General features: G+C 68.2%; 25 protein-coding genes. 11 read left to right on the top strand and 14 right to left on the bottom strand.

Going from position 1 to position 24,642, the window contains the following annotated elements; genetic code table 11:
• Positions 1–247: 247 nt before the first annotated feature.
• Positions 248–625 carry a YciI family protein gene (locus ABD231_RS03785; RefSeq protein WP_344145165.1) on the bottom strand — a complete coding sequence of 126 codons (378 nt, stop codon included), beginning with the start codon at positions 623–625 and terminating at the stop codon, positions 248–250.
• A 61-nt stretch (positions 626–686) separates the two neighbouring features.
• Entirely contained in the window at positions 687–1,517 is an 831-nt protein-coding gene (locus tag ABD231_RS03780) for an SDR family NAD(P)-dependent oxidoreductase (RefSeq protein WP_344145163.1), read from the bottom strand.
• A gap of 87 nt (positions 1,518–1,604) precedes the next feature.
• Between ABD231_RS03780 and ABD231_RS03775 the strand changes: the two genes are divergently transcribed.
• Positions 1,605–2,189, top strand: a complete 585-nt coding sequence (locus ABD231_RS03775; protein ID WP_344145161.1) for a TetR/AcrR family transcriptional regulator — start codon at positions 1,605–1,607, stop codon at positions 2,187–2,189.
• Between the two features lies 1 nt (position 2,190).
• Here ABD231_RS03775 and ABD231_RS03770 read toward each other — a convergent pair whose 3' ends face one another.
• On the bottom strand, positions 2,191–3,639 hold the full coding sequence (locus tag ABD231_RS03770) for an LCP family protein (RefSeq protein WP_344145159.1): 1,449 nt from the start codon (positions 3,637–3,639) through the stop codon (positions 2,191–2,193).
• A gap of 137 nt (positions 3,640–3,776) precedes the next feature.
• A complete protein-coding gene (locus ABD231_RS03765; RefSeq protein ID WP_344145157.1) occupies positions 3,777–4,454 on the bottom strand; it encodes an SDR family NAD(P)-dependent oxidoreductase in 678 nt (225 codons plus the stop codon).
• A 169-nt stretch (positions 4,455–4,623) separates the two neighbouring features.
• On the opposite strand from ABD231_RS03765, the gene ABD231_RS03760 reads away from it, so the two are divergent.
• Positions 4,624–5,571 carry an NAD-dependent epimerase/dehydratase family protein gene (locus tag ABD231_RS03760; protein ID WP_344145155.1) on the top strand — a complete coding sequence of 316 codons (948 nt, stop codon included), beginning with the start codon at positions 4,624–4,626 and terminating at the stop codon, positions 5,569–5,571.
• A gap of 53 nt (positions 5,572–5,624) precedes the next feature.
• On the opposite strand, the gene ABD231_RS03755 is transcribed toward ABD231_RS03760, so the two are convergent.
• From ABD231_RS03755 to ABD231_RS03745, 3 genes are read right to left on the bottom strand one after another with little or no spacing between them, the layout of a single operon-like run.
• Positions 5,625–6,527 (bottom strand): hypothetical protein, encoded by a 903-nt coding sequence (locus ABD231_RS03755; protein WP_344145153.1) that lies wholly within the window; start codon positions 6,525–6,527, stop codon positions 5,625–5,627.
• Positions 6,528–6,552: 25 nt separating this feature from the next.
• Complete coding sequence (locus ABD231_RS03750; RefSeq protein WP_344145151.1) at positions 6,553–6,948, bottom strand: hypothetical protein; 396 nt, start codon at positions 6,946–6,948, stop codon at positions 6,553–6,555.
• Positions 6,945–7,544, bottom strand: a complete 600-nt coding sequence (locus ABD231_RS03745; protein WP_344145149.1) for a dihydrofolate reductase family protein — start codon at positions 7,542–7,544, stop codon at positions 6,945–6,947. The genes ABD231_RS03750 and ABD231_RS03745 overlap by 4 nt, the downstream gene beginning before the upstream one ends.
• A 104-nt stretch (positions 7,545–7,648) precedes the next feature.
• On the opposite strand from ABD231_RS03745, the gene ABD231_RS03740 reads away from it, so the two are divergent.
• The 4 genes from ABD231_RS03740 to ABD231_RS03725 are packed head-to-tail and all read left to right on the top strand — an operon-like array spanning position 7,649 to position 12,127.
• Positions 7,649–8,464, top strand: a complete 816-nt coding sequence (locus tag ABD231_RS03740) for an ABC transporter ATP-binding protein (RefSeq protein ID WP_344145147.1) — start codon at positions 7,649–7,651, stop codon at positions 8,462–8,464.
• 12 nt (positions 8,465–8,476) lie between these two features.
• Complete coding sequence (locus ABD231_RS03735; protein WP_344145145.1) at positions 8,477–9,454, top strand: ABC transporter substrate-binding protein; 978 nt, start codon at positions 8,477–8,479, stop codon at positions 9,452–9,454.
• Entirely contained in the window at positions 9,451–11,535 is a 2,085-nt protein-coding gene (locus tag ABD231_RS03730; RefSeq protein ID WP_344145143.1) for an iron ABC transporter permease, read from the top strand. Before ABD231_RS03735 ends, ABD231_RS03730 begins: the two co-directional genes overlap by 4 nt.
• A 4-nt stretch (positions 11,536–11,539) precedes the next feature.
• The gene (locus ABD231_RS03725) at positions 11,540–12,127 is read left to right on the top strand and encodes an HhH-GPD-type base excision DNA repair protein (RefSeq protein ID WP_344145141.1); all 588 of its coding nucleotides are present in this window, start codon (positions 11,540–11,542) and stop codon (positions 12,125–12,127) included.
• On the opposite strand, the gene ABD231_RS03720 is transcribed toward ABD231_RS03725, so the two are convergent.
• Positions 12,117–13,121, bottom strand: coding sequence for a GntR family transcriptional regulator (locus tag ABD231_RS03720; RefSeq protein ID WP_344145139.1), 1,005 nt, complete (start codon positions 13,119–13,121; stop codon positions 12,117–12,119). The two genes, ABD231_RS03725 and ABD231_RS03720, sit on opposite strands and share 11 nt — an antisense overlap.
• Before the next feature lie 117 nt (positions 13,122–13,238).
• Between ABD231_RS03720 and ABD231_RS03715 the strand changes: the two genes are divergently transcribed.
• Complete coding sequence (locus ABD231_RS03715; protein WP_344145137.1) at positions 13,239–13,820, top strand: TIGR03086 family metal-binding protein; 582 nt, start codon at positions 13,239–13,241, stop codon at positions 13,818–13,820.
• Here the strand turns inward: ABD231_RS03715 and ABD231_RS03710 are convergent.
• From ABD231_RS03710 to ABD231_RS03700, 3 genes are all read right to left on the bottom strand, one after another.
• Positions 13,779–15,005, bottom strand: a complete 1,227-nt coding sequence (locus ABD231_RS03710; RefSeq protein WP_344145135.1) for an FAD-dependent monooxygenase — start codon at positions 15,003–15,005, stop codon at positions 13,779–13,781. The genes ABD231_RS03715 and ABD231_RS03710 overlap by 42 nt on opposite strands.
• 410 nt (positions 15,006–15,415) lie before the next feature.
• Entirely contained in the window at positions 15,416–17,437 is a 2,022-nt protein-coding gene (locus ABD231_RS03705) for an oxidoreductase (RefSeq protein ID WP_344145133.1), read from the bottom strand.
• The gene (locus ABD231_RS03700) at positions 17,434–17,973 is read right to left on the bottom strand and encodes a PadR family transcriptional regulator (RefSeq protein WP_344145131.1); all 540 of its coding nucleotides are present in this window, start codon (positions 17,971–17,973) and stop codon (positions 17,434–17,436) included. The genes ABD231_RS03705 and ABD231_RS03700 overlap by 4 nt, the downstream gene beginning before the upstream one ends.
• A 131-nt stretch (positions 17,974–18,104) precedes the next feature.
• On the opposite strand from ABD231_RS03700, the gene ABD231_RS03695 reads away from it, so the two are divergent.
• Together ABD231_RS03695 and ABD231_RS03690 are read left to right on the top strand one after the other, a co-directional pair.
• A complete protein-coding gene (locus ABD231_RS03695; protein ID WP_344145129.1) occupies positions 18,105–18,590 on the top strand; it encodes a cation:proton antiporter regulatory subunit in 486 nt (161 codons plus the stop codon).
• A 1-nt stretch (position 18,591) separates the two neighbouring features.
• The gene (locus tag ABD231_RS03690; RefSeq protein WP_344145127.1) at positions 18,592–19,803 is read left to right on the top strand and encodes a cation:proton antiporter; all 1,212 of its coding nucleotides are present in this window, start codon (positions 18,592–18,594) and stop codon (positions 19,801–19,803) included.
• 379 nt (positions 19,804–20,182) lie between these two features.
• On the opposite strand, the gene ABD231_RS03685 is transcribed toward ABD231_RS03690, so the two are convergent.
• Genes ABD231_RS03685 through ABD231_RS03675 form a run of 3 tightly spaced genes read right to left on the bottom strand, consistent with a single transcriptional unit; the run spans position 20,183 to position 22,640 of the window.
• Entirely contained in the window at positions 20,183–20,668 is a 486-nt protein-coding gene (locus tag ABD231_RS03685; protein WP_344145125.1) for a methylated-DNA--[protein]-cysteine S-methyltransferase, read from the bottom strand.
• The gene (locus ABD231_RS03680) at positions 20,665–21,213 is read right to left on the bottom strand and encodes a GNAT family N-acetyltransferase (protein ID WP_344145123.1); all 549 of its coding nucleotides are present in this window, start codon (positions 21,211–21,213) and stop codon (positions 20,665–20,667) included. The genes ABD231_RS03685 and ABD231_RS03680 overlap by 4 nt, the downstream gene beginning before the upstream one ends.
• A complete protein-coding gene (locus tag ABD231_RS03675; RefSeq protein WP_344145121.1) occupies positions 21,210–22,640 on the bottom strand; it encodes an AlkA N-terminal domain-containing protein in 1,431 nt (476 codons plus the stop codon). Before ABD231_RS03675 ends, ABD231_RS03680 begins: the two co-directional genes overlap by 4 nt.
• Before the next feature lie 166 nt (positions 22,641–22,806).
• Between ABD231_RS03675 and ABD231_RS03670 the strand changes: the two genes are divergently transcribed.
• Positions 22,807–23,547: an SDR family NAD(P)-dependent oxidoreductase gene (locus tag ABD231_RS03670; RefSeq protein ID WP_344145119.1), complete on the top strand. Its 741-nt coding sequence runs from the start codon at positions 22,807–22,809 to the stop codon at positions 23,545–23,547.
• A 76-nt stretch (positions 23,548–23,623) separates the two neighbouring features.
• The gene (locus ABD231_RS03665) at positions 23,624–24,625 is read left to right on the top strand and encodes a LacI family DNA-binding transcriptional regulator (RefSeq protein ID WP_344145117.1); all 1,002 of its coding nucleotides are present in this window, start codon (positions 23,624–23,626) and stop codon (positions 24,623–24,625) included.
• Positions 24,626–24,642: the final 17 nt, after the last annotated feature.

Here is a 24,642-nt window from a genome sequence, read left to right as displayed (position 1 = left end):
TACCCCCTCCCGCCGTACCCCCTCCCGCCGTACCCCCTTCGCCCCCAAAGGTGGGCCGCCTTCTCTTTGTGCACGAGATCCAGCTTTGGGCACCCACCAGTCATTTTCGGGAGCTCGAGATGGTTGGTGGGTTCCCAAAGATGAGCTGGGCGCACAAAGAGCAGCGGGGGTGTTGGGGGGCGGGGGGCTGCTCTTTGGGGGCGAAGGGTGGGTGGGAGAGGGCTGAGGTGGGAGAGGTGACGAGGGTTTAGGGGGTGTAGAGGTCTGACTCGGGGGCGAAGTCGGCTTCTTCTACTACTCGGCGGACTTCTACCTCGTTGCCGAGGGCTTCGGCGAGGCGGGCGGCCCATTCGACTGCCTCGTCGCGGGAGCGGACCTCGACGACCATGACGCCACCGATCAACTCCTTGGTCTCGGCGAAGGGGCCGTCGGTGACGGTACGGCGACCGTCGGCGACGCTGACGCGGGCCCCGAGGGAGCTGCGGTGGACGCCTTCGGCGAACAGGAGGACGCCGGCTTTCGAGAGGTCCTCGACGACCTTGCCGACGCCTTCCATCACGGATGGGGCCGGGAACTTACCGGCTTCGCTGTCTGCGTCGGCCTTGTTGATGATCATGTAGCGCATGGGTGTCCCTTTCGGTCGGTCTCTTACTCTCACGTCGAGCGACCGAACGCCAGATCGACACTCACCCGCGCAAGGATTCGGCGATCAGCGGTGCCGTCAATTCGTACAGGCGACGTGCGTTGGCCGGGTCGAAGGTTGGCAGGGCGGGATCGACCGGCGTACCGACTGCTCGCAGGATCAGGCGCTCGGTCGGCTGGGCGTCCATCACGGCGAGCGTGTCGCGCACACTCTCGGCCGGTGACTTGGCGAGGACTGCGCCGAGTGCACGAGTGATCGTCCGGAACGGCTGTGGGAGGTGGTTGGTACCCGACCGCGTGAATGGCGGCTGGACGCCGAAGTACTTGGTTCGTCCGTCCGGGTGGTTCTGCAGATAGTGGATCGGCAGTAGGTCGTTCGCCCGGCCGCCCGACAGGATGGTCCTGACGACGCTGTACTTCCGCGTGCTCTGCAGGTCGTCCCACTGCACCGCGCCCTTGGTGATCCCGGTTGCGCCGATGTTCGTGATGATCGGCGTCTCGCCGCGTTCGAGCAGTCCGGTCAGGCCGTAGCTCAACAGGAAGCGGCTCAGGTAGTAGAGGACGAACGTCGCCTCCAGCCCGTCCACCGTCTCTCGTCGTTTCAGGAACGGCAGCATCGCCGTCAGCACCAACGCATCGAGCGCCTCGTGCCGACTCTCGACATCCGCGATCACCCGGCGGTTCTCCGCGATCGACATCAGATCCGCGGCCACGAACCCCGCTTCCCCGGCCAACCCCGCGGCGTCGGCCAGAAACGCCCGCCCGCGCTCCGGCGTACTGCCGATCACCGTCACCCGCGCCCCTTGCCGCAGGTAGTGCAACGCGATCTCGCGCCCCATCCCCGTCGTACCGCCGGCCACCACCACGTTCCGCATCGCCCAGCTCCTCAAGTCATCGATCGGTGACTTAGAGGCTAGTCAGCCGCCGAGTACGATGTCAACACTCGATGACTTGGAGGCCGGATGACCGAGCACCCTGGGCGGAAGCGGGACCGGGAGGCGACCCGCGCCCGGCTGCTGGAATGCGCGCGGCTGCGCTTCGCCCGCGATGGGTACGACGGGACGTCGGTCCGCGACGTGGCCGGAGATGTCGGGGTGGACGCGGCCCTCGTGTTCCGGTACTTCGGTTCCAAGTCGGGTCTGTTCGGCGAGGCGATGGCCACCTCACAGGAGGCCGTCGTACTCCCCGATGGCCCGGTCGAGGAGTTGCCTGCCAAGCTCCTGCACCAGCTCGTCTTCGAGGACTGGGCGGAGTACGCCGGGGAGCACCCGCTGATCGCGATGCTCCGCTCGGCCAGTCACGAGGACATGCGCGACCGCGTCCGCCAACAGGTCTGCGAGGGCTATCTCGGCGTTCTCTCGGAGCTTGCCGAGGGCAACGATGACAAGGATCTCCGGACCGAACTCTTCGGCGCCTGGCTGCTCGGCATCGGCATCCTCCGCACCGCCGTCGGTACGCCGAGTCTGACCAAGGCCACCGAGGCCGACCTCACCCCGCACCTCGCCGCCGTCGCGAAGGCGCTCTTCGGCCGCGAGGTCCCGGTCTAACTCAGCTGGGCTGGTCGCCCTCGGGCTGGTAGGCGCAGGCGTCGACGAGGTCCTGGGTCGGCGGCGGCGTGGTCTTGGTGTCCGACGGAGGCTTCGTGGTCTTCGGCGGGGTCTTGCCCGGCGGCGTCGCGGGCGGCGCCGGCTGCTCGAGTGCCTTCTCGATCGCCTCGCGCATCCCCTCGTAGTCGGGATGCAGGTACTTCATCTTGAGCTTCGAGACATCGAGGTTGATGTTCGCGACCGTGCCCGACTTGACCTTGAGCGCGAGCTGGACGAGCGCCGGCAGCAACTCCTGCGGGATGTCGGTCCGGAGCAGGTGCTGACCGGCCTTCGCGATCGCCTGGTACTTCGTGACCAGCGTGGCCGGGTCGGCCGCGTCGACCATCGCCTTGATCGTGCAGCGCTGGCGGATCTGCCGCTGGTCGTCGTCGGCGTTGTACCGGCCGCGGGCGAACCAGAGCGCGTGCCGCCCGTCCAGGTGCTGCTTCGGGCCGGGCTCGATCCACTCCTTCGGCGGGATGTGCGCACTGCTGACCCCGCCCATCGCCACTCGCTCGTTGACATTGACGGTGATCCCGCCGAGCGCGTTCACGAGCTCGGGGAAACCGGTCAGGTTCACCTGCAGGTAGTAGTCGATCTTCAGCCCGGTCGCCTCACCGACCGACTGCTTCAGTACGTCGGCGCCCTCGTTGTCGGAGGGACCGAGGATGCCGGGGTGCGCGTCCGGGATGTTCTGGTACATCGCGGTCAGCATCCACTCCAGCCGGCCTTCCAGGCTGAGCCCTTCCTTGCCGAAACCGTTCGGGTACTTCTTGTACAGCGGCGAGTCCTTCGGGAACGGCATGAAGGTCAGCTGCCGCGGCATCGAGATCAGCGAGGTGTTGCCGGTCCTGGTGTCGATACTCGCCACGATCACCGTGTCGGTGCGGACGCCCTCGCGGCTCGGGGCGTCGTCACCGCCGAGCAGCAGCAGGTTGAGCCGCGGCTTGTCCTCCCACGGGTCCTTGACGTTCACCGTCTTCGGCCGGGTCGCGCTCTTGCTCTCGCCCTGCGCGACGAACACGTCCTGCACCAGCGTCCGCTGCGCGAGCACGGTCTGTACGGCGAACGCCGTCGGAGCCGCGATGGCGAAACAGAGCACGCCGACGAACGTCGCGCCGATCGCCCGGCCACCGGCCCGGCCCGTTGCCGGACGCAACGATCGGTGCGACGCGACGATCACGATGATCCAGAGCAGCGCGATGGCCGCCATCGTGACCGAGGTGGTCAGCAGCCAGCTGGGATCGACGGCGGCCGTCAGAACCTCCTCGCGACGGGTCAGGCCGACGTACGCGCCGAGACCGGCCAGGCCGAGGGTGATGGTGAGGACGAACGCACCGATCTTCCGGCGCCCGCCGACGATCAGTCCGATTCCGGGCAACAACGCACCCAGCAGGGTCAGGCCCAGCACCTTCGGTACCGAGCGTGGCCGTGTGACCGCCGTGTGCGAGTGTCTCCCCATCGACTCCCCTGTCGCCGTCCCCAGTCAGTGTGCATCGTTGAACCACACCTCTACATCTCCAGACGTGTTACAGGGTGATTCGGTTGTCATACGGGGTGATGGCCGCCGGCAAACCCTTCGGTTTCGACCAGGGCCCGGATGACGCCGGCGATCCGTTCCGGCGGGGACCAGCCGCTGGTGTCGGCGTTCGGCATGGCGCTGCGATTGGCCGCGGTGTCGATGGTTCCGGGCAGGACCGTGTTCACCCGGATGCCGTCCTTGGCGTACTCCACGTGGAGGGCATCGGCGAAGGCGAGCAGCGCGGCCTTGGACGAGATGTACCCCGCCGCCCCGGAGAACGGCTTGATCGCCGCACGACTCGACGTACAAACGATTGCTCCACCGCCGCCCGCGATCAGGTGCGAGAGGACCGCCTGGGTGATCAGGTACGTCGGTCGCAGGTTGAGCCGGAATTGGTCCTCGAACTGTTCGATCGGGGTCTCGTGCACCCGCGCCCCCTGCGCGAACCCGCCGATCAGGTTCACCAAGGCCCGGACCGGCGCCCCGACCTCGGCGGTGGCCAGTGCGACCACATCAGCCACCCCGGCCGGATCGAACGGATCAGCCACGATCGGCGTCAGCGCCGGATCTGCCCCGAGCCGCTCCAGCGACTCCTCCGACCGCCCCGGCACCACCACCCGCCACCCACTCGCGAGGAAGTCCTCCACAACCGCCCGCCCCAGCCCGCCGGTGCCACCGGCAACCACCACAGTCCGCTCCATCATGGGTGGAGCCTAGAGGCCCCCACCCTCCGAACGACAGGACGTATACGCCCACTGGACCGCGCCAGCGGCCCGCCTGAGCGCGGCGCTGGGGGTTGGCGCGGGTATACGTCCTGTTCTTGCGGGGACAATTCGGTCGCGGGGTGCCGGGGCGGCGGACTAGCGTCGCGGGATGCGGATTCTGACGTTGGGCGGGAACGGGTTTGTCGGGCGCGCGGTGGTGGAGGATGCGCTGGCGCATGGGGCGGAGGTGACGTCGTTCAGTCGGGGGTTGAGTGGGACCGCGCTGCCGGGTGAGGTGGTGCAGCTGGTCGGTGATCGAGAGGCTGGGGACTACGGAGCGTTGAGGTCCGGCGAGTGGGACGCGGTTGTCGATCTCAGCGGGTATCAGACCAAGCAGGTGGACGAGGCGATGGACGTGCTCGGGGATCGCGTCGGGCGGTACGTGTTCGTGTCGAGTCATGCGGTCTACGTGCGGGATCTGCCGGCTGGGACGACCGAGGATGCCCCTCGGCAGGCTCCGTTGCGCGCGTCCGACGTTCTGACGAATGAGACGTACGGGCGGTGCAAGGTCGCCTGCGAGGACGACGTACTGGAGCGGTACGGCGACCGCGCGACCCTCGTGCGTCCGGGGCGCGTGACCGGTCCGGGCGACTCGTCCGTGACCGCTCTTTACTGGGTACGGCGTGGCGCGCGGGGCGGGCGTGTCGCCGTACCAACCTCGCTTGAGCAGCCGCTGCAGTTCATCGACAGCCGGGATCTCGCGCGGCTCGTGGTGCAGCTGATCACCGATGATCGGGCGGGTGCGTTCAATGCGATCGGCCCGGAGAGCACCATCGTCGAACTGATCACCACGGCAGCCGAGCTCGCCGGCAGCTCGGTCGAACTCGTGCAGGTTCCGGCTGACGCCGTACCGGAGCGTTTCCCGCTTGTCGAGCCCGAGGAGGTGTGGCCCGCCCGCCGCCGCGACCCATCCAAGGCCCGTGCCGCCGGCATGCCGGTCACCCCGCTGAAGCAAACCCTCGCCGACCTCCGAGCCTGGGACCACGACCGCGGTGAACCCCCACTGGACATCGGCCTGTCGCCCGAGGCGGAGGCCGAACTCCTGCAGGGTCGGTAGGTCGGCTCTCGGGGAGCGCCAAGATGCGGCCGGCGTCCTGCAGGGTCGGTCGGTCAGCTCTCAGGGAGAGCTAAGGTGCGGCCGGCGTCTCGGGCGGCGTTGATGGAGCGGGTGAAGGTGTCTCGGAGGGCGCTGGCCTCGTCGGCGAAGCCTTGGACGACGGTGGTGTCGCCGACGGGTTCGGTGCGGGCGAGGAGTTCGATGTAGCGGTCGCCGTCGGCGAGGGCGGCTTCGGCGCGGAGGGCGGCGTCGGCGGAGCGGACGCGGTGAGCGTAGCGCTCGAGCAGGTCGACCTTGCGTTCGATGGCGGCGACCGACAGCGCGAGTGCGCGGCGTTGCGGGCCGAGGACGGTGTCGAGCTCGGCGGTCGCCATCCCGCGAGCGACGTCGCGCTGCCTGGCGCGGAGGACTGTCTGCTCGCGGAGCACCTGCGCGATGTCCCACAGTTGCTCGGGCAGGACCAGTTCGTTCTGCATGTCGTCGAGCAGACCGCGCCGGGTAACTGTTGCCTCAAGCACCGTTTTCACCGACCGCTGCGCCCGCCCCAGTAACCGCGCCGCCGCGTCGTCGAAATCCCCCGGCAGCAGGTACGACCCGTGCTGCACCCGGACCGCCTTGTGCCCCCGGTCCTCGACCATCGACTTGACCAGCACTCCGCCGGTCGCGAGTACGGCGATCCCCGCCAACGCGACCGAGATCCACACCGCGACCTCAGCCGGCAACGTGCCCGCCATGATGATCACCGCCAGGAGCCACCCGCCCACCCACACTGCAACCCACACGAGCAACTGCCCCAACGTGTTCGCCGGCGCCACCGACCACCACGTCTGCCGCTTAGGCCGCGGCCCGTCCGCAGCCACGAACAACTCCGGCCGATGCCCGTACAACCGCCGTACCGCTTCCGGCACACCAGGTGCGAACACCGGCTCCATCGCCACCTCCGCTGAGCTCGTCACCACTCAGCGTAGCGGTCCGACGCCATCAACCGACGTCGTTGGCCGTCCAGGCGCAGTAGAAGCCGTCGTTGTAGAGGGAGGCACAGGCTTGAAGCTCGTTCTCGTTCCCCCAGTACAGCCGGGTGTGTGCGTAGCCCTCGAAGTCCGTCGCGTCCCAGTCGATGTAGCCGTCCCGGCCGCGATAGCGGATCATCACCGTCTCGTCCTGGGACCCGTTGATCAGTTCGGCGTACCACTTGATCCGTCCGTACGAGTCCGGCATGTCCGCGCACCGGATCAGCCGGATGATGCGATTGAGCTTCACGCGGGTGTTGTGAGCGCTGCAGCTCTCCTGGGTGGTTGCGTGCGCCGGGACAGCGACGAGGCCGGCGGAGGTGGCGACGACAGCGGTCATCAGCGCGAGGGTGCGACGGAGCTTCATGCTGTTTCTCCCTTGACGGTTGGGATGCGTTGGTAGGTGTGGAGGGCTACGCCGGTGGCGTAGGTGGTGGTTTCGGTGAGGTGGAGGGGGAGGTGCGGGGTGGAGTCGAAGAGGCGTTTGCCGGGGCCTAGGAGGAGGGGGTGGACGAGGAGGACGAATTCGTCGACCAGGTCGGCGTGCAGGAGTTGGGGGACGACGGTGGTGCTGCCCCAGAGGCCTATTTCGGAGTGGCGGGTTTTGAGGTCGGTGACTACGGCGGCGAGGTTGCCTTCGACTCGGGTGGTGTTGTTCCAGCGGAGGTGGGTCAGGGTGGAGGAGGCGACGTACTTGGGTTGCTCGTTGAGTCGGGCGGTTCTTGGGTCGGCTGGGTCAGCGGTTGGCCAGTAGTTGGCGAAGAGTTCATAGGTACGGCGGCCTAGCAGCAGCGCGTCGGCGGCCAGGACCGAGCGGGTGATCAAGCGGGTGAGCGCGGGGTCGGCGTACGGCTGGGTCCAGCCGCCGAAGGTGAAGCCGCCGTCGGGGTCCTCGTCGGGCAGACCGGGGGCCTGGACCACCCCGTCGACACTCATGAACGCGGTCACCACGAGCCTGCCCATTGGCTCACGAGACCATCGGGGGTGCGGCGCGGACAACCGCACCGGTACGTAGAGCAGTACGTAGCCGGGTAGCTGACAAATTAGGTAAGGCTATGCTTTGCTCCATGCGCGACGCGGTGGGGCTGGCCGGTGACGAACTGTGCTTGGGGTATCACGGACAGCGCGTGGTCGACGGGGCGTCGCTGCGGATCCAGGCGGCCAGTGTGACCGCGCTGGTCGGGCCCAACGGCAGCGGCAAGTCGACCTTGCTGCGGGCGCTCGCCCGGCTGCATCAGCCGGAGTCCGGCAGCATCACGTTCCCCGACGGCGGGGACGCGCTCGCCTTGTCCGCCAAGGAGTTCGCCCGCAAGGTGACCCTGTTGTCGCAGTCGCGTCCGACGCCGAACGGCGTGAGTGTCCGCGACGTCGTCGGGTACGGGCGCCATCCGCACCGAGGCCGTTGGCGCGGTGACGATCCGGACGGGCACCGGGCGATCGAGCACGCGATGGAGGTCACCGGGGTCACCCGGATGGCCGATCGCGCGGTCGACGAACTGTCCGGTGGCGAACTGCAACGCGTGTGGCTCGCGACCTGTCTGGCCCAGGACACCGGTGTCCTGCTGCTCGACGAACCGACCACTTTTCTCGATCTGCGCTACCAGATCGAGATCCTCGACCTGATGCGTGACCTGGCCGACGACCACGGGGTCGCAGTGGGCGTCGTACTGCACGACCTCAACCAGGCCGCAGCGGTCGCGGACCGGATCGCGCTACTCGATCAGGGGCGAGTACGGGCGACCGGAACCCCGGCCGAGGTCTTGGACGCCGACGCGCTGTCCGAAACCTACGGCATCGCGATCGAGGTAGGGACCGACCCGGCCACCGGCCTGGTCACGACCCGCCCGATCGGTAAGCACCTCAGCCGCATCCCGACCAACTGAAAGTTCTCCTTCATGAAGCGAACCACCTTCTTCGTCGCCGCGGCGCTGCTCGCCCTGACCGCGTGCGGGACCAGCGAGCCCGCCGCCTCGGCCGGCGACGACCCGACCACCAGCGCGGCCGGCCCGGTCTCGATCACCGATTCGCGCGGTAAGAAGATCGACCTGAAGGGTCCCGCCACCAAGGTGGTCGGCCTCGAGTGGGGCGTGGTCGAGAACCTGATCTCGGTCGGCGTGATGCCGGTCGGTGTCGCCGACGTCAAGGGCTACAACGCCTGGGTCACCGCCGCCAAGCTCGACTCGACGGTGAAGGACGTCGGCACCCGCGGCGAGTCCAGCGTGGACGCGATCGTTGCCCTGAACCCCGACCTGGTGATCACCACCAGCGACGAGTCCGCGAGCGCGATCGCCGGGATGGAGAAGGCCGTCCCGGTCCTCGTCGTCCACGCAGCGGACGCGAAGAACGCGATCCCGCAGATGAAGTCCAACCTCGAACTGACGGCGAGCGCGGTCGGCAAGACCGTGAAAGCCCAGCAGATCAACGCCGACTTCGACAAGGCCCTTGCCGCCGGCAAGCAGAAGATCACCGACGCGGGCAAGGCCGGTACGTCGTTCACCATGGTCGATGGGTACAAGGAAGGCAGCACGCTGTCGATCCGGATGTACACCTCCGGCTCGCTGCTCGGTGCCGTCGGCAACGAACTCGGCCTGAAGAACGCCTGGCCGGCTGGTGGCGACAAGGACTACGGCCTGGCGCAGACCGATCTCGAGTGCCTGACCAAGCTGAAGGACGGCGAGTTCCTCTACATCGCCAACGACGCCGACGGTGGTGACGTGTTCGGCAAGGACCTGGCCGGGAACGCGATCTGGAAGAACCTGCCGTTCGTGAAGAACGGTAACGTGCACCGGCTGCCGGACGGCATCTGGATGTTCGGCGGCCCGAAGTCGACCGAGCAGTTCATCGACGCAGCGGTCAAGGCTGTCACCTCTTGACCCAGGCCATCACCGCACTGGAGACAGTGCACCAGCCGGTACGGCGGATCCGCGTCGCCGGGGTGTTCGTCATCGCGCTGGCCGCGATCGTCGTACTGGCTGGGATCCACCTCACCCAGGGCACCTCGACAGTCGGCGCCGGGGATCTGATCAAGCTGGTGTTCGGCCAGGGCACCGACAACGCGGCGAACGTTCTCGTCGCGTCCCGGCTGCCCCGACTGCTCGCCGGCGTCCTGGTGGGCCTCGCCCTCGGCGTCGCCGGCGCCGGTCTGCAGTCGCTGGCCCGCAACCCACTCGCCTCGCCCGACACGTTGGGGGTCAATGCTGGGGCGTACCTGACGGTTGTAGTGGTAGCGGCACTCGGCATCCATCTGCCGGTTCTTCCGGCCGGTGGTGTCGCGTTCGCCGGTGGGCTGGCGGCTGCCGTTCTCGTTCTCGCATTGTCCGCGGGCGGCGCCTCCGGGCCGACCCGTCTCATCCTGGCCGGGTCCGCGGTCGCGATGGCGCTGGGTGGCATCACCACATTGTTGATGCTGCTTTATCGCGAGGAGACGGTGGGGACCTACACCTGGAGTGCGGGCACGCTGGTCCAGACCGACCTGAACGCCTTCAACCAGATGGCGCCGGTAGTTGCTGTCGGCATCATCGGTTCGTTGCTACTGGCCACCAAGCTGGACATCCTTGCCCTCGGCGACGACACCGCCGCCGTACTGGGAGTGCATGTACGACGGGTGCGTGTCCTCACCACCCTGATCACCGTGCTGCTGTCCGCGGCCGCCGTGACGGTGACCGGACCAGTCGGTTTCGTGGGTCTGGTCGCACCGGTTCTCGTGCGACTGATGGCACCGGCCGTCCCGGGACTGCTCCGGCACCGGGTCCTGCTGCCGTTGTCCGGACTGGCCGGCGTACTGGTTGTGTTGTTGTCGGATGTCAGTCTGCGGGCGGCATTCGGCGGACAGGCGGGGGTCGAGATCCCGACCGGCATCATGACGATGATGGTCGGCGCGATTGTGCTGGTCTGGCTCGCGCGCCGGTACCGCGATTCCGGCGCGAGTCGCACGCCCGGCGGCGCGAGCTCCGGGGTTCGCAGCCAGCGGCGCTTCCTGCTCGTGACTGTTGCGCTGCTCGTGCTTGTCGTGGCCGCTGCAATCTTCGCGATGCTCGCCGGGGACGCGTTCCTGCGGACCGGGGATATCGCCAACTGGATCAACGGGCGATCCGGCCGGGCCATCACCTATGTTCTCGATCAGCGTTTCCCGCGGGTCCTTGCCGCACTGCTCTGTGGTGCCGCGCTTGCGATCGCGGGCACGGTCGTCCAGGCGGTCTGCCGGAACCCGCTCGCCGAGCCGGGCATTCTCGGCATCACTGGCGGTGCCGGGGTCGGTGCCGTGGCGACACTGATTATCTTGCCATCGGCAAGCATCTGGCTGCTGTCCGGTGTCGCCGCGATCGCTGCGCTGGCGACGTTCGCGCTGGTCTATCTGGTGTCGTGGCGGGGCGGGCTGAGCTCGGATCGGCTGGTGCTGATCGGCGTCGGGGTCTCGTCGGCGGCGACTGCGGTCATCACGCTGATGATCGTCGCCACCGATCCGTGGAACATCAGCCTCGCGATGACCTGGCTCTCCGGGAGCACCTACGGCCGGACACTCCCCCAGGTGATCCCGGTCGCACTCGGACTGCTCTTGCTCACCCCGCTGATCGCGCACCACCGACGCGAACTCGACCTCCTCGCGCTGAACGACGACGTACCGCGCATCCTCGGCGTACGGCTGGAGCGCACGCGGCTGCTGATGCTGCTTTGCGCGGCCGTGATGACCGCGGCCGCGGTCTCGGCGATCGGCGTGGTCGGTTTTGTCGGACTGGTCGCCCCGCACGCGGCCCGCGCCCTGGTTGGCGGGAACCACAGTCGGATCCTCCCGGTGTCCGCACTGCTTGGCGCGGTTCTGGTGAGCGTCTCCGACAGCCTCGGCCGTACGCTCCTCGCGCCGGCTCAGATCCCGGCTGGACTGCTCACCGCACTGATTGGAGCGCCGTACTTCGTCTACCTCTTGTGGCGGACGCGGATCCCCGTGTCAGGATGAGTGCATGCTGCGCGAACTGCACCTGACCGGGGATCCGGCCGCGGACAAGCTGCTCAACGACGACCCGTTCGCCTTGCTGGTCGGGATGCTGCTGGACCAGCAGTACCCGATGGAGCACGCGTTCGCGGGACCGCGGAAGATCGCGGACCGGATGGACGGGTTCGACCTGCACAAGATCGCCGCCTCCGATCTCGAGGAGTTCGTCGAACTGTGCGTGACCCCGCCGGCCATCCACCGGTACGGCGGTTCGATGGGCCGCCGCGTGCACGCGCTCGCGCAGCACATCATCGAGCACTACGACGGCGACACCGCGAACCTGTGGACCGCCGGCCGCCCGAAGCCGGACGGCGCCGAGGTGCTGAAGCGGTTGAAGGCGCTGCCCGGGTTCGGTGAGCAGAAGGCGAAGATCTTCCTCGCGATGCTCGGCAAGCAGCGCGGTGTCGAGCCGAAGGGCTGGCGGGAGGCGGCCGGCTCGTACGGCGACCGCGGTTCGCGGCGTTCGATCGCTGATGTGGTCGACGCCAAGTCGCTCGGTGAGGTCCGTGCTTTCAAGAAGGAAGCGAAGGCGGCGGCCAAGGCGGCTACAGCCTGACCGCCAGTCCGTCCAGCATGAGTTCGAGCCCGAACGCGAACAGCTGGTCCAGGTCGTAGTCGAAGTCCCAGTCGTCCGACAGCAGATCGCGGAACGCGGTCAGGTTGCCGGCCGCGATCAGGGTCGCCATCTGCTCGGACTGCCGCTCGGCCCAGTCGTCGGCGGTCAGCCCGGTGTCCTGCTCGGCCTGCGCCTCGGTCTCCATCGCCTGCGCTAGGCCGCGGACATAGCCGAAGACGCTGATCACGGCGTACATGGCGGTCGTCTTGTCCAACGGCTTGAACGCGGCCAGCAGCGCGTCGGTGTGCGGCAGTATCTGCGGGAGGACTTGCGGTCGGCCGACACTGACCGCACCGGCCAGCCAGAGGTGAGCCCGGTACGCCGACCACTGTGTCTGCGCGACCGTGGTCACGCGTGCGCGCCAGTCGCCGTACAGGGCTGGGAGCGGGAACTCGCCGAAGGCGGCGTCGACCATTTGCAGGACGAGGGTTTCCTTGCCGCCGACATGCCGGTACAGGGCCATCGTGGAGACGCCGAGCTCGGCCGCAATCCGGCGCATCGACACCGCAGGCAGTCCCTCGGCATCCGCAATCGCGATCCCCATCCGGACCACCTGCCCACGATCCAACGCAAGGCCGGATCCGGAGTCGGAGCCAGGCTCGTTGCGTGGCGCGGACGCCTGGGCGGTCCGTGGCGCGGGCGCCCGGGCGGTCCGTGGCGATGGGCCGACGCCAGGGCCGTTGCGTGCCGCGGGGCCCGGACGTGTCCGGCTTGTGCGTGGCGGTGGGCCGACGATGGTGCCGACGCCGGGGCTGGCGTGGACTAGGCGCTCGTCCTGCAGGGCTCGCAGTGCCTTGGTGGCGGTCGCCATGGCGACGCCGAAGTCGCGTACGAGACTGCGGGTCGACGGGACCCGCTCCCCCGGCTGCAGCTCGCCGGTCTCGATCCGCCGCCGAAGCTCGGCGGCGATCACCTGGTACGGCGACTCGCTCATCCGGCCTCCATGATCACAGTGTGCCTGACATGCGGGTTGTCCCTTGTGCTCGGTGCAATTGCCTGCCCAAACCCGGTACGGCGGCCTATGCTCGCTGGGGGAATGGGAGGTACGCGGATGGACGTCCGGGACCTGGATCGCCGCGCCGGCGCAGCACTGGGGGAAATCATCATGCAGGTGCGGCCTGAGCACCTCAGCCTGCCGACGCCCTGCCCCGACTGGACCGTGCGCGGATTGCTCCGGCACATCGTCAGCGAGAACGAGGGCTTCGCCGCCGCGGCCATCAACGGCTCCGCGCCCGTGCAGACCTGGAACGGCGGCCGCCTGGGCGACAACCCGGCCGGCGCGTACCGGCGGTCCAACGTCGCCGTGGCGGATGCGTTCGCCGACGGCGGGGCGCTGGACCGGCTGATGGAGGTCCGCGAGTACGGCTCGTTCCCGCGCCGCATCGCGCTGACCTTCCATCACCTCGACTGCGTCGTGCACGCCTGGGACCTCGCCCGCGCGATCGGCATTCCATACAGCCCACCGCGCGACCTGGTCGAGGCCGCGCTCGACCTGGCCCGCCGGATCCCCGACACCGACTCGGCGCGCGGCCCCGGCGCCGCCTTCGAGCGCAGCGTCAAGGTCTCCGGTACGGCGTCCGAGTTCGATCAGCTACTCGGCCTGCTCGGCCGCAATCCGGAGTGGACCGTCTGAGTAGCTCGGCAGGTCGATCGCATCCGGCTTCCCGACTGTCAGCTTGCCCATGACTTTGGCGAGCGGGCGCGACGTCATCAGCCGGATCATCGCGTCCCGGTAGCCGATACCGAACGCGGTCATCGGCATCGCCATCTTGATTCCACCCGGCGGCAGTTCCATCCGCTGATCGACGTACGCCTGCATCCTGCGCTGGTACTCCGGGAACGCCATGTGGTGATCGCCGCCTGACTGCGCTAGCTCACCAGCGAGGACATACGCGCCGACCAGGGCGAGCGCCGTACCGTGACCGGCGAGCGGTGAGCCGCAGTACCCGGCGTCACCGACCAACGCGACCCGGCCTTGCGACCACTCCGGTACGACGACGCGGCTGGTGCTGTCGAAGTAGAAGTCCTCCGCGGTGGGCAGCTGGGCCAGCAGGTGTTCCGTGTGCCAGCCGAGTCCCTTGAACCGCTCGTGGAGCAAGGCCTTCTGCGCGGCGACATCGCGGTAGTCGTAGTCGATGACCGGCGAGCGGAAGCTCAGCAGTGCCTTCGCGAACCGCGGATCGTGATCGGGCCGCAGCCCGACCCAGCGCCCGCCGGGGGCGGTGTAGACCTTCATCCAGTGGTTCAGGTCCTCGGGGGCCTCGACCGTGAAGTACGACGTGTAACCGCCGAGGTGCTGCACGAACTCCTCATGCGGCCCGAACGCGAGCCGCCGTACCCGCGAGTGCACGCCATCAGCCCCGATAACCAGGTCGAACCGTCGCCGCGTCCCACTCGCGAATGTGACGTCGACCCCGTTCGCATCCTGGTCGAGCTGCGTGACCGAGTCGCCGTACAGGTACTCGACCTCTTGGGTTGCCTCGGCCAGAACCTCGGCGAGGTCACCCCGGAGGATCTCGATCTCCGCAACCGGCCCGGCCCCGTCGAACAACTCAGCCGGCATCGCCACGCTCCGCCGCCCATCGGCCCGCACATACTCGAAACCGCGCTCATGCAGCTGCCGCCCCTTGATCGCCGGAAGCAACCCCATCCGCTCCGCCACCTCCTTGGAGACGCCTCGCAGATCAACCGTCTGACCACCCGGCCGAGGCCCCGCCGCCACCTCCACCACCGTCAGCGCAAACCCAGCCCGCCGCAACCAGAACGCCAGCGCCGGCCCCGCAATCCCACCACCGCTGATCAACACACTCTTCGTCATCACAACCACCCCTCATCAACTAGTGCGCGTACGCCGTACATTGCACTAGCCGACCGCGACACCACCACCGCGCACTAGAACACCGACGCGAGGTGCACTAGTACGCCCCCTCGCCACCACCTGATGGGTTGACCCACGAGGTGGTGGGTTCTGCACCCGCATGCGATGGGGGAACCCACAACCCGATGGGTGAACCCACCAGATGAGCGCGGGTGGAGCGCACAGGTCCGGGCGGTCGGAGGCCGGGGCGAAGGCGGTCAGCCCGGGGCGGGGCGGGCGCGGGGCGGGCGCGGGGCGGGCGCGGGGCGGACCGCCCCCACTCACCAACCTCCGCGGTGGGCCCGCCGCCACGCTCAGCCGGTGGCGGTTTTGCCCTCGCTGAGGCACTTGGTGAGTGGCTGGGGTCCGGGCTAGAGGGACAGGGCTAGGCGGGTGGCTTGGTCGATGGCTCGTTTGGCGTCTAGTTCGGCGGCCAGGGCGGCGCCGCCGATGATGTGGACGGGGCGGCCGGCGGTGGTGAGGGTTTCGGCGAGGTCGCGGACGGATTCTTGGCCGGCGCAGATGACGATGGTATCGACGGGGAGGACTCGGGGCTTTTCGTGGTGGGGGCCGAAGGTGAGGTGCAGGCCTTCGTCGTCGATGCGTTCGTAGTTGACGCCGCGGAGTTGCTCGACCTGCTTGTTCTTGAGGGCGGCGCGGTGCACCCAGCCGGTGGTTTTGCCGAGGCCGGCGCCGATGCGGCCGGGCTTGCGCTGGAGGAGGTAGACCTGCCGCGGCGACGCTTCCGGCTGCGGTACGGCGAGTGCTCCGCGGGCGACCGTGGGATCGGCGACACCCCACTCGGCCTTCCAGGCATCGAGATCGAGGGTGGGCGACTCGACGGTGGTGAGGAACTCGCTGACGTCCACGCCGATTCCGCCGGCCCCGATCACCGCCACCGAGCCGCCAACTGGTTTCCCTTCGCGGACAACTTCGACGTACGAGAGCACCTTGGGGTGATCGATCCCGGGAATGGCAGGCACCCGCGGTACGACGCCGGTCGCGAGCACGATCTCGTCGAATCCGGCCAGGTCGTCGGCGCTCGCGCGGCGCCCCAGGTGGACCTTGACGCCGGTGAGCTCGAGGCGACGGCGGTAGTACCGGATCGTCTCGGCGAACTCCTCCTTGCCCGGGATCCGACGCGCGATCCCGAACTGGCCGCCGATCTCCTGGTCAGCCTCGAACAGTTCGACGTCATGACCGCGTTCGGCCGCAGTGACGGCCGCGGCCAGCCCAGCCGGTCCGGCGCCGACGACCGCGATGTGCTTGGCCTTGCGGGTCGGCAGCAACTGGAGTTCGGTCTCGCGAGCCGCACGTGGGTTGACCATGCAGCTCGCCTTCTTCTTGGCGAACACGTGATCCAGACAGGCTTGATTACAAGCGATACAGACATTGATCTCGTCGGCCCGGTCGGCCGTTGCCTTGCGCACCCAATCCGGGTCGGCCAGGAACGGGCGGGCCATGCTGATCAGGTCGGCGTCACCCCGAGCCAGCACCTCTTCGGCGACCTGCGGAAGGTTGATCCGGTTCGACGTGACGACCGGGATGCTCACATGCGGTTTGAACGCAGCGGTCACGCTAGTGAACGCGGCCCGCGGCACAGAGGTGACGATGGTCGGCACCCGCGCCTCGTGCCAGCCGATCCCGGTGTTGATGATCGACGCCCCGGCCGCCTCGATCTCCTTGCCCAGCGCAACGACCTCGTCCCAGGTCTGACCGCCCTCGACCAGGTCGGCCATCGACAGCCGGTAGATGATCAGGAAGTTCGGCCCGACTCGTTCGCGGGTCCGGCGGACGATCTCGACCGCTATCCGGCGGCGGTTCTCCGGGCTGCCACCCCACCGGTCGATGCGCTTGTTCGTGCGCTCGGCGAGGAATTGGTTGATGAAGTACCCCTCCGACCCCATGATCTCGACACCGTCGTACCCGGCCTCTTGTGCCAGCGCGGCACAGTCGACGTACGCCGTGATCTGTTTGCGGACACCGCGATCGGACAGCGCGCGCGGTTTGAACGGGTTGATCGGCGCCTTGAGCGCAGACGCGGAAACGCTGAACGGGTGGTACGAATACCGCCCGGCATGCAGGATCTGCAGCGCGATCTTGCCGCCCTCAGCATGTACGGCGTCAGTCAGCAGCCGATGCTTGCGCGCCTGCCGGCGAGTGCTGAGCGTGGACCCGAACGGAGTCAGCCAGCCGGTGCGGTTCGGCGCATAACCGCCGGTCACCATCAGGCCGACACCACCGCGCGCCCGCTCGGCGAAGTACGCCGCCAGCTTCTGCAGATCGCTCAGCCGATCCTCAAGACCGGTGTGCATCGACCCCATGATGACGCGGTTCGGCAGCACCACATGACCGAGATCGAGCGGCTCCAGCAGGTTCGGATATGCGGTCATGATTCCTCCTGGAGGGCTTCGGTCACTTCGTCGCACCAGGCCACGAACGACTCCTCGGCGCGGATGCCACCGCGCAGTACGAGGTATTGATGGAGTTCGCGGCCGTTCAGGGTGGCCGGTTTCGGGAAGTCCTTGGCCTGGATCCCGCGGTACACCTCGAGCCGAGTGGCGTGCTCGGCCCGGTGCCGCGCCACCTCGCGCAGTACGGCGTCGATCCCGCCGATCGAGGCGGCGCGCAGCTTGACCCCGAGGGCATCGCGCAGGATCGCGACCTCCCCCGGCTCAGCGATCCAGCGGGCGAGCTCGGCGCGACCGCCGTCGGAGATCCGGTAGACCTTCTTGTCCGGGCGGCCCTCCTGGGCGACCTCGGTGTGGGTGACCCAGCCGGCCTCGTCCATCCGGCGCAGGACCCGGTAGATCTGCTGGTGGGTGGCCGGCCAGAAGTAGCCGATGGACCGATCGAACCGCCGGGCCAGCTCGTACCCGGAGCCGGTCCGCTCGGTCAGCGACACGAGGATCGCGTGTTCCAGTGCCATGCGGTGAGCGTACCTATGCAACGAGGTGCAGTGCACCTGGTTGCAGCGCAGATCACAGCCTGACTCCCGGACAGGCTTGTCAGGACCTGAGATAATAGTTGCAGACGCCATCTATCTTGATTGGGATCATCATGGACCAGCAGGCCCACCCGACGAAGACGACGTTGCCCGGGATCGGCACCCGGTACGACCTGATCACCCTCGGCGGGAAACACGTCTCGGTGGTGGTCCGCAACGACGGCCGGCGCTACCTCGGCTTCCACGATCCCGAGGACGACGACGCCTGCACGAACTCGGTCCCGCTCGATCCCGGCGAAGCGGCCGCGCTCGCGAACCTGCTGATCCCCGACCAACTCGACCCGGTCCGGAACGAGATCGAGATCGACCTGGTCACCGAACACATCCCGATCACCGCCAAGTCGCCGTACGGCGGCCGCACGCTCGGCGACACCCAGGCCCGCAGCCGGACCGGAGCATCGATCGTCGCGGTCCTCCGCCGTACCGGCGCGACCCCCTCACCGGCACCCGACTTCCGGTTCGCGACCGGCGACACCCTGGTCGTCGTCGGGACCCGCGAAGGCGTGGACGCCGTGGCCGACCTGATCGCGGGTGGGTGAGATGCACGAAGACATCACCATGCTGCTGATCGAGCTCGGCGCGGTCATCCTTGCCCTCGGCATCCTCGGCCGGATCGCGGGCCGGTTCGGGTTCTCGCCGATTCCCCTTTATCTGTTGGCCGGATTGGCTTTCGGGCATGGCGGATTGTTGCCGTTGGCAGCCAGTGAAGAGTTCGTTGCCACCGGCGCCGAGATCGGCGTCATCCTGCTTCTGCTGCTCCTCGGTCTCGAGTACACGGCGTCGGATCTGGTCGGCACACTCAAGACGCAGTACTTGTCGGGCATCGTCGACTTCATCCTGAATGCCTTGCCGGGTGCCGCCGTCGCACTACTCCTGGGCTGGGGCCCGGTCGCGGCAGTCGCGTTGGCCGGTGTCACCTGGATCTCGTCATCCGGCGTGATCGCGAAGGTGGTCGGCGACCTCGGCCGGCTCGGCAACCGCGAAACGCCTGTGGTGCTGGGGATTCTGGTCCTCGAAGACCTGTCGATGGCGGTCTACCTACCGATCCTGACGGCGTTGCTCGCCGGCGTCGGCCTGGCCGGCGGCAGCATCACGCTCCTGATCTCGCTCGGCACAGTCAGCATCGTTCTGTTCATCGCCCTCCGCTACGGACGCGTGATCAGCCGCGCGGTGTCGTCCGACAACCCCGAGATGCTGCTGCTCGTCGTACTCGGCCTGACCCTCCTGGTCGCAGGCATCGCACAGCAACTCCAGGTGTCAGCAGCCGTCGGCGCGTTCTTGGTTGGAATCGCCCTATCAGGCGAGGTCGCCCACGGCGCCCGAAACCTCCTGAGCCCACTCCGCGACCTCTTCGCCGCAGTCTTCTTCGTCTTCTTCGGCCTGAGCACCGACCCCGCCGCGATTCCACCAGTCTTCGCCATCGCCCTAGGACTGGCAGTCCTCACCGCCCTCACCAAGATCGCCACCGGCTGGTACGCCGCCCGCCGCGCCGGCGTCGGAACCGCAGGCCGCTGGCGAGCCGGCGGAACCCTGGTCGCCCGAGGCGAGTTCTCCATCGTCATAGCCGGCCTGGCGGTCGGCGTCGAACCCCGCCTAGGCCCCCTAGCCACCGCCTACGTCCTGATCCTGGTAATCCTCGGCCCCCTAGCCGCCCGCTACACCGAACCCATCGTCCGCCGCTTCACCAACCGCAAACCCCTCGAGGCTCCCGCCATAGAACGCCTCGACGACACCGCCAACACCACCACGTAGGTTGCCCGGCCACTCGGCCGACCACGCCCGCTGTGACTCCTCGCCGCTCCGGCCGACTAAAAGAAGGTGTGGCTGGGCGGGCGGGTGGCTGAGGGGATGGCGGGGCCGCGCCCCAGCAGCTGAAGGCGAAACGACGCTTTGCGGATGTCTACTGTCGCTCCGTGGCAGTGATCATCCGTGGATCGGCGGCGGAGATGGAGGTGGGGTGCATCCCCCGTCAGCCCCAGGCGGCGGGCACGCGGTCACCGCCCTCGCCATCCCGCCCAGCCACCCACCCGCCCCGCCACACCTCCTCTGTAAGACGGCCGCAGCGACGACCAGCCACCGCCGTACGTCCCCGGCCGCATCTGAGCGAGCCGATGCGGGACGGAAAACAAGATCAGAACAACGAATCCCCACGCTCATGGTCGAGGAGGGCTTGTTTGCGGTGGAGGCCGCCGCCGTACCCGGTGAGGTTGCCGGTGGACCCTACGACTCGGTGGCAGGGGACGATGATGCTGACCGGGTTCTTCCCGTTCGCCAACCCGACAGCACGTGACGCGCCAGGAACCAACCCCAGCTCCCGAGCGATCTCGCCGTACGTCGTGATCTCGCCGTACGGGATGTTCTGCAGCGCACCCCAAACCCGTTGCTGGAAAGGTGTTCCGGACAAATGAAGCGGTACGTCGAACTTCGTCCGCCCGTGGGAGAAGTACTCGGTGAGTTGTTCGGCGACGGCCGGCAGCACGGAGTCGTCGCGGGAACCAAAGGTCTCCACCGGCGGTTGATGCCGATGCTGCTCCATGTACACCCCGGCCAACTCACCGCCGTCGGTCGCGACCAGGGTCAGCAGCCCAACCGGGCTGTCCATCACGGCGTACGTCATCGGCTGATCCGGTACAGGACATGACGCTGCAACCGGTGGCCGGCCGGAATCCGCGGATGGTCGAAGTCGCCGGCCTCGTCGTGGATCATGCCGATCTTCTGCATCACACGCTGCGACGGAAGGTTGGTCGCCGCAGTGAACGAAAGGATCTCGCTCATCCCAGCAGGCCCGAACCCGAAGTCGAGAACGGCCCGAGCCGCTTCGGGCGCGTAACCGTTGCCCCAGGCACTCTTCGCCAACCGCCAGCCGATCTCCACCCCCGGCAAGAACGCGGCCTCGAACCGCGGCACCGCCATCCCGGTGAACCCGATGAACTCACCAGTCTCTCGCACCTCCACCGCCCAAAGACCCCAGCCCTGGTCGGTGATCGACGCAGACGCGCGGTCGATCAGCGCGTCGCTTTCCTCGCGAGTCACCAGTCGAGGGAAGTGTTCCATCACCGCCGGGTCCGCGTTCAGCGCGGCGAACGGTTCGCGATCGGAGTCGCGCCACTGTCGCAGCAGGAGGCGGTCGGTGGTCAGGTCGGGCATGCTCACTCCAGTCATTCCGGGATCTTGTTGATGGCGTGGTCGCCGGTCGCCCACAGGTACTGGACGGCGTAGGCGCGCCACGGCCGCCAGGCTCGGGCATGTTCGGTCAACGGTTTAGGGGCCTCGGGCAACCCCAGGTCGCGCGCGGCGTACCGGATGCCGAGGTCGCTGGCCACGAACGCGTCCGGATCACCGAGCGCACGCATCGCGATCGACTCGACCGTCCACGGCCCGATCCCTGGTAGCGCGGCGAGTTGCTCGCGAGCGCGATCCCAGTCGGCCCCGGCACCGAGGTCGATCTCGCCGGCTGCGAGGGTTGCGATCAGCGTGGTGAGCGTCGTACGACGGGACTTCGGGAACGCCAGCGTCTCCGGGTCCAACCCAACGAGCGCCTGCATGGTCGGGAAGAGATGCGTGAGCCCACCAGCCGGGTCCTCGATCGGCTCGCCGTGCTGCAGAACCAGCCGATGCGCATGCGTCCGCGCAGCCGCGGTCGACACCTGCTGCCCAAGCACAGCCCGTACGGCGAACTCTTCGCCATCGACCGTATGTGGAACCCGCCGACCCGGCGCCTTCGCGATCAGCGGCGCGAGCACCGGATCGGTGGCGAGCAATTCGTCGACAGCGATCGGATCGGCGTCCAGGTCGAGCATCCGGCGGCACCGGCTGATCGCGATCGCGAGGTCACGCTGATCGGTGAGCGACAGTTGGCAGGCGATGTGGTCGGGCATCGGCTTGAGCGCAACGACACCATGCCCGTGCGGGAGTCGCAGCGTGCGGCGGTAGTGACCATCGCGCCACTCCTCAACACCCGGTACGCCGGTTGCGATCAGATGGCCGAAGAGGTTGTCCGGGGTCAGCGGTGCGCGGAACGGGAGTCGCAGCGAGATCGTGCCGGGCGCGACTGCCGTCGTACCGCGTCGTCCTCGGAGCTCGGTTGGAGATAGCGCGAAGACCTCTTGCACGGTCTCGTTGAAGGTCCGCACACTCGAGAAGCCCGCTGCGAACGCGACGTCGGCCATCTGTAGATCGCTGGTCTCGATCAACAGCCGCGCGGTCTGTGCGCGTTGGGCGCGGGCCAACGCGAGTGGTCCGGCACCAAGCTCGGCCAGCAGTTGCCGCTGGACCTGCCGGACGCTGTAACCGAGCTGCGTCGCCAACCCCGGTACGCCGTCGCGGTCGACGACGCCGTCCGCGATCAACCGCATCGCGCGGGCGACGAGGTCGGCCCGGTCGTTCCACTCCGGGGAGCCCGGGCTCGCGTCCGGGCGGCACCGCTTGCAGGCGCGGAACCCGGCCTGCTGCGCTGCGGCGGCGCTCGGGTAGAACTCCATGTTCTTGACCTTCGGTGGCACCACCGGGCAACTCGGCCGGCAGTAGATCCGGGTCGTCAGTACCGCGGTGAAGAACCACCCGTCGAACCGTGCGTCTTTCGACTGCACCGCCCGAACGCATCGCTCCCTGCATTCATACACATCCCCAGCATCCCTGGCCGCACCGACAGTCTCTAGCGATTTTGCGACATCGAGGTGTAGCGGGAATGCGACGCGAGTTCCTGGCGTCGTATTCCCGCCGGAACGCCGTCCGCCGATCGCCTGAACTGGAGACATGAACGCATTGAGCAACAAGAACGCACTCGTCACCGGCGGCAGCCGCGGTATCGGCGCTGCCACCGTACTCGCCCTCGCCGAGGCCGGGGCCGATGTCGCCTTCACCTACAACAGCTCCCCGGACGCAGCAGCGACCATCGTCAAGGAGATCGAGCGACTCGGCCGCCGGGGCTTCGCCATCCAGGCCGATGCGACCGACGCCGCGGTGGTCGCCAACGCGGTCCGCGAGGCGCATGGGTCGCTTGGCGGTCTGGACATCCTGGTGAACAACGCCGGGATGGGCGCGATCGGCCCGATCGACGGGTTCGCGTCCGCCGATATCGACCGCGCGTTGGCGATCAACGTCCGAGCCGTGTACGCCGCGTGTCAGGCGGCAGCGCCGTTGCTGGCTGACGGCGGTCGGCTGATCCACCTCGGCAGCTGCGCCGCCGCTCGGGTCACCGGGCCGGGCATGACGCTGTACGCGATGACCAAGGCCGCGCTGGTCGGGTTGAGCAAGGCGCTGGCCCGCGAGTTCGGCGTACGGAACATCACGTCGAACGTCGTCCAGCCCGGCCCGATCGACACCGACATGAACCCGGCCGACGGCCCGTACGCCGACCCGCAGATCGCCCACCTGGCGCTCGACCGCTTCGGCTCGACCGCCGAGGTCGCCGCCGCCATCACCTACCTGGCCGGCCCAGGTGGTTCCTACATCACGGGAACCGAGCTCACCATTGACGGCGGCCACGCGGCCTGAACGCTCGACATTGACAGGAGGTGCTGGCAGAGGGAGACTGCGGTTTTAACGTTCAAAACGTCCGCGGGAGGTTGCTGTGGCCACGCTCAAGCAGGTCGCTGCACACGCGGAGGTCTCGGTGCAGACCGTGTCGAACGCCCTGAACGCACCACATCGGCTGCGGCCGGACACGCTCGAGCGGGTCAATCGGTCGATCGAACTGCTCAACTACCGGCCTAATCGTAACGCCCGCAGCCTGCGGACGAGCGCGGTCGAGCTGATCGGGTACTGCGTTCCAGGTTGGCCGAACCGCACTCATCTGGTGATGGACCAGTTCCTGCACGCATTGTGTGCCGCCGCGGAAAGCACCGGGCGGCACATTTTGCTGTTCACCGCACCGCCCGGGGTCGACGGCATGCCGGTGTACGACGACCTGCATGCCCGGCGACTCGTCGACGGGTTCGTGCTGTCGCAGACCGAGACGCGGGATCCGCGGCACGGGTGGTTGAAGGAGAAGAAGATCCCGTTCGTCTCGTTCGGGCGGGTCTGGAAGGAAACCACTCAGCCGGGGCCGTGGGTCGATGTCGACGGTGCGGCCGGTACGGCGCTCGCCGTTCGGCATCTGTATGAGACCGGGCGGCGCCGGATCGCCTTCATCGGCTGGCCGACGACCTCCGGCTTGGCCGAGGACCGCCTGGACGGCTGGCGAACCGCATGCCAGGCCCTCGATCTGCCGACCGCTGGCCTAACCGTGCACTGCCCCGAAGACACCCTCGACGCGGGTGCCCACGCCGCCGCCGAATTGCTCGACAGCCCGCAGCCACCCGACGGAATCGTTGCCCTGAGCGACATTCTCGCCCTCGGCGCACTTCGCGAACTCACCCGCCGCGGCCACACTCCCGGCGTCGACATCGGCGTCACCGGCTTCGACGACTCGCCCCTGGCCGACGTCGTCTCCCCCGGCCTCACCAGCCTGCGCCAGCCGATGGACGACATCGCCGCCGAGCTGATCACCATCCTCACCGACCCGCCCACAGGCTCCACCGAACGTCTGCTGCTCCCCGAACTAGTAGTCAGAGGCAGCTCAGCCCCTGGCTGACCCCGGTGTCCGACAGC

The organism is Kribbella yunnanensis (assembly GCF_039529655.1).
In the GTDB taxonomy this organism is placed as follows: Bacteria; Actinomycetota; Actinomycetes; order Propionibacteriales; family Kribbellaceae; genus Kribbella; species Kribbella yunnanensis.
The sequence above is the reverse complement of the archived record's forward strand: the minus strand, read 5'-3'. Positions and strand labels throughout refer to the sequence as shown.

Bases quoted from the DNA above. Each gene is read 5' to 3' on its own strand.
- ABD231_RS03785 (WP_344145165.1), bottom strand. From the start codon at position 625: ATGCGCTACATGATCATCAACAAGGCCGACGCAGACAGCGAAGCCGGT.
- ABD231_RS03780 (WP_344145163.1), bottom strand. From the start codon at position 1,517: ATGCGGAACGTGGTGGTGGCCGGCGGTACGACGGGGATGGGGCGCGAG.
- ABD231_RS03775 (WP_344145161.1), top strand. From the start codon at position 1,605: ATGACCGAGCACCCTGGGCGGAAGCGGGACCGGGAGGCGACCCGCGCC.
- ABD231_RS03765 (WP_344145157.1), bottom strand. From the start codon at position 4,454: ATGATGGAGCGGACTGTGGTGGTTGCCGGTGGCACCGGCGGGCTGGGG.
- ABD231_RS03760 (WP_344145155.1), top strand. From the start codon at position 4,624: ATGCGGATTCTGACGTTGGGCGGGAACGGGTTTGTCGGGCGCGCGGTG.
- ABD231_RS03750 (WP_344145151.1), bottom strand. From the start codon at position 6,948: ATGAAGCTCCGTCGCACCCTCGCGCTGATGACCGCTGTCGTCGCCACC.
- ABD231_RS03745 (WP_344145149.1), bottom strand. From the start codon at position 7,544: ATGGGCAGGCTCGTGGTGACCGCGTTCATGAGTGTCGACGGGGTGGTC.
- ABD231_RS03740 (WP_344145147.1), top strand. From the start codon at position 7,649: ATGCGCGACGCGGTGGGGCTGGCCGGTGACGAACTGTGCTTGGGGTAT.
- ABD231_RS03735 (WP_344145145.1), top strand. From the start codon at position 8,477: ATGAAGCGAACCACCTTCTTCGTCGCCGCGGCGCTGCTCGCCCTGACC.
- ABD231_RS03725 (WP_344145141.1), top strand. From the start codon at position 11,540: ATGCTGCGCGAACTGCACCTGACCGGGGATCCGGCCGCGGACAAGCTG.
- ABD231_RS03720 (WP_344145139.1), bottom strand. From the start codon at position 13,121: ATGAGCGAGTCGCCGTACCAGGTGATCGCCGCCGAGCTTCGGCGGCGG.
- ABD231_RS03715 (WP_344145137.1), top strand. From the start codon at position 13,239: ATGGACGTCCGGGACCTGGATCGCCGCGCCGGCGCAGCACTGGGGGAA.
- ABD231_RS03710 (WP_344145135.1), bottom strand. From the start codon at position 15,005: ATGACGAAGAGTGTGTTGATCAGCGGTGGTGGGATTGCGGGGCCGGCG.
- ABD231_RS03705 (WP_344145133.1), bottom strand. From the start codon at position 17,437: ATGACCGCATATCCGAACCTGCTGGAGCCGCTCGATCTCGGTCATGTG.
- ABD231_RS03700 (WP_344145131.1), bottom strand. From the start codon at position 17,973: ATGGCACTGGAACACGCGATCCTCGTGTCGCTGACCGAGCGGACCGGC.
- ABD231_RS03695 (WP_344145129.1), top strand. From the start codon at position 18,105: ATGGACCAGCAGGCCCACCCGACGAAGACGACGTTGCCCGGGATCGGC.
- ABD231_RS03690 (WP_344145127.1), top strand. From the start codon at position 18,592: ATGCACGAAGACATCACCATGCTGCTGATCGAGCTCGGCGCGGTCATC.
- ABD231_RS03685 (WP_344145125.1), bottom strand. From the start codon at position 20,668: ATGACGTACGCCGTGATGGACAGCCCGGTTGGGCTGCTGACCCTGGTC.
- ABD231_RS03680 (WP_344145123.1), bottom strand. From the start codon at position 21,213: ATGACTGGAGTGAGCATGCCCGACCTGACCACCGACCGCCTCCTGCTG.
- ABD231_RS03670 (WP_344145119.1), top strand. From the start codon at position 22,807: ATGAACGCATTGAGCAACAAGAACGCACTCGTCACCGGCGGCAGCCGC.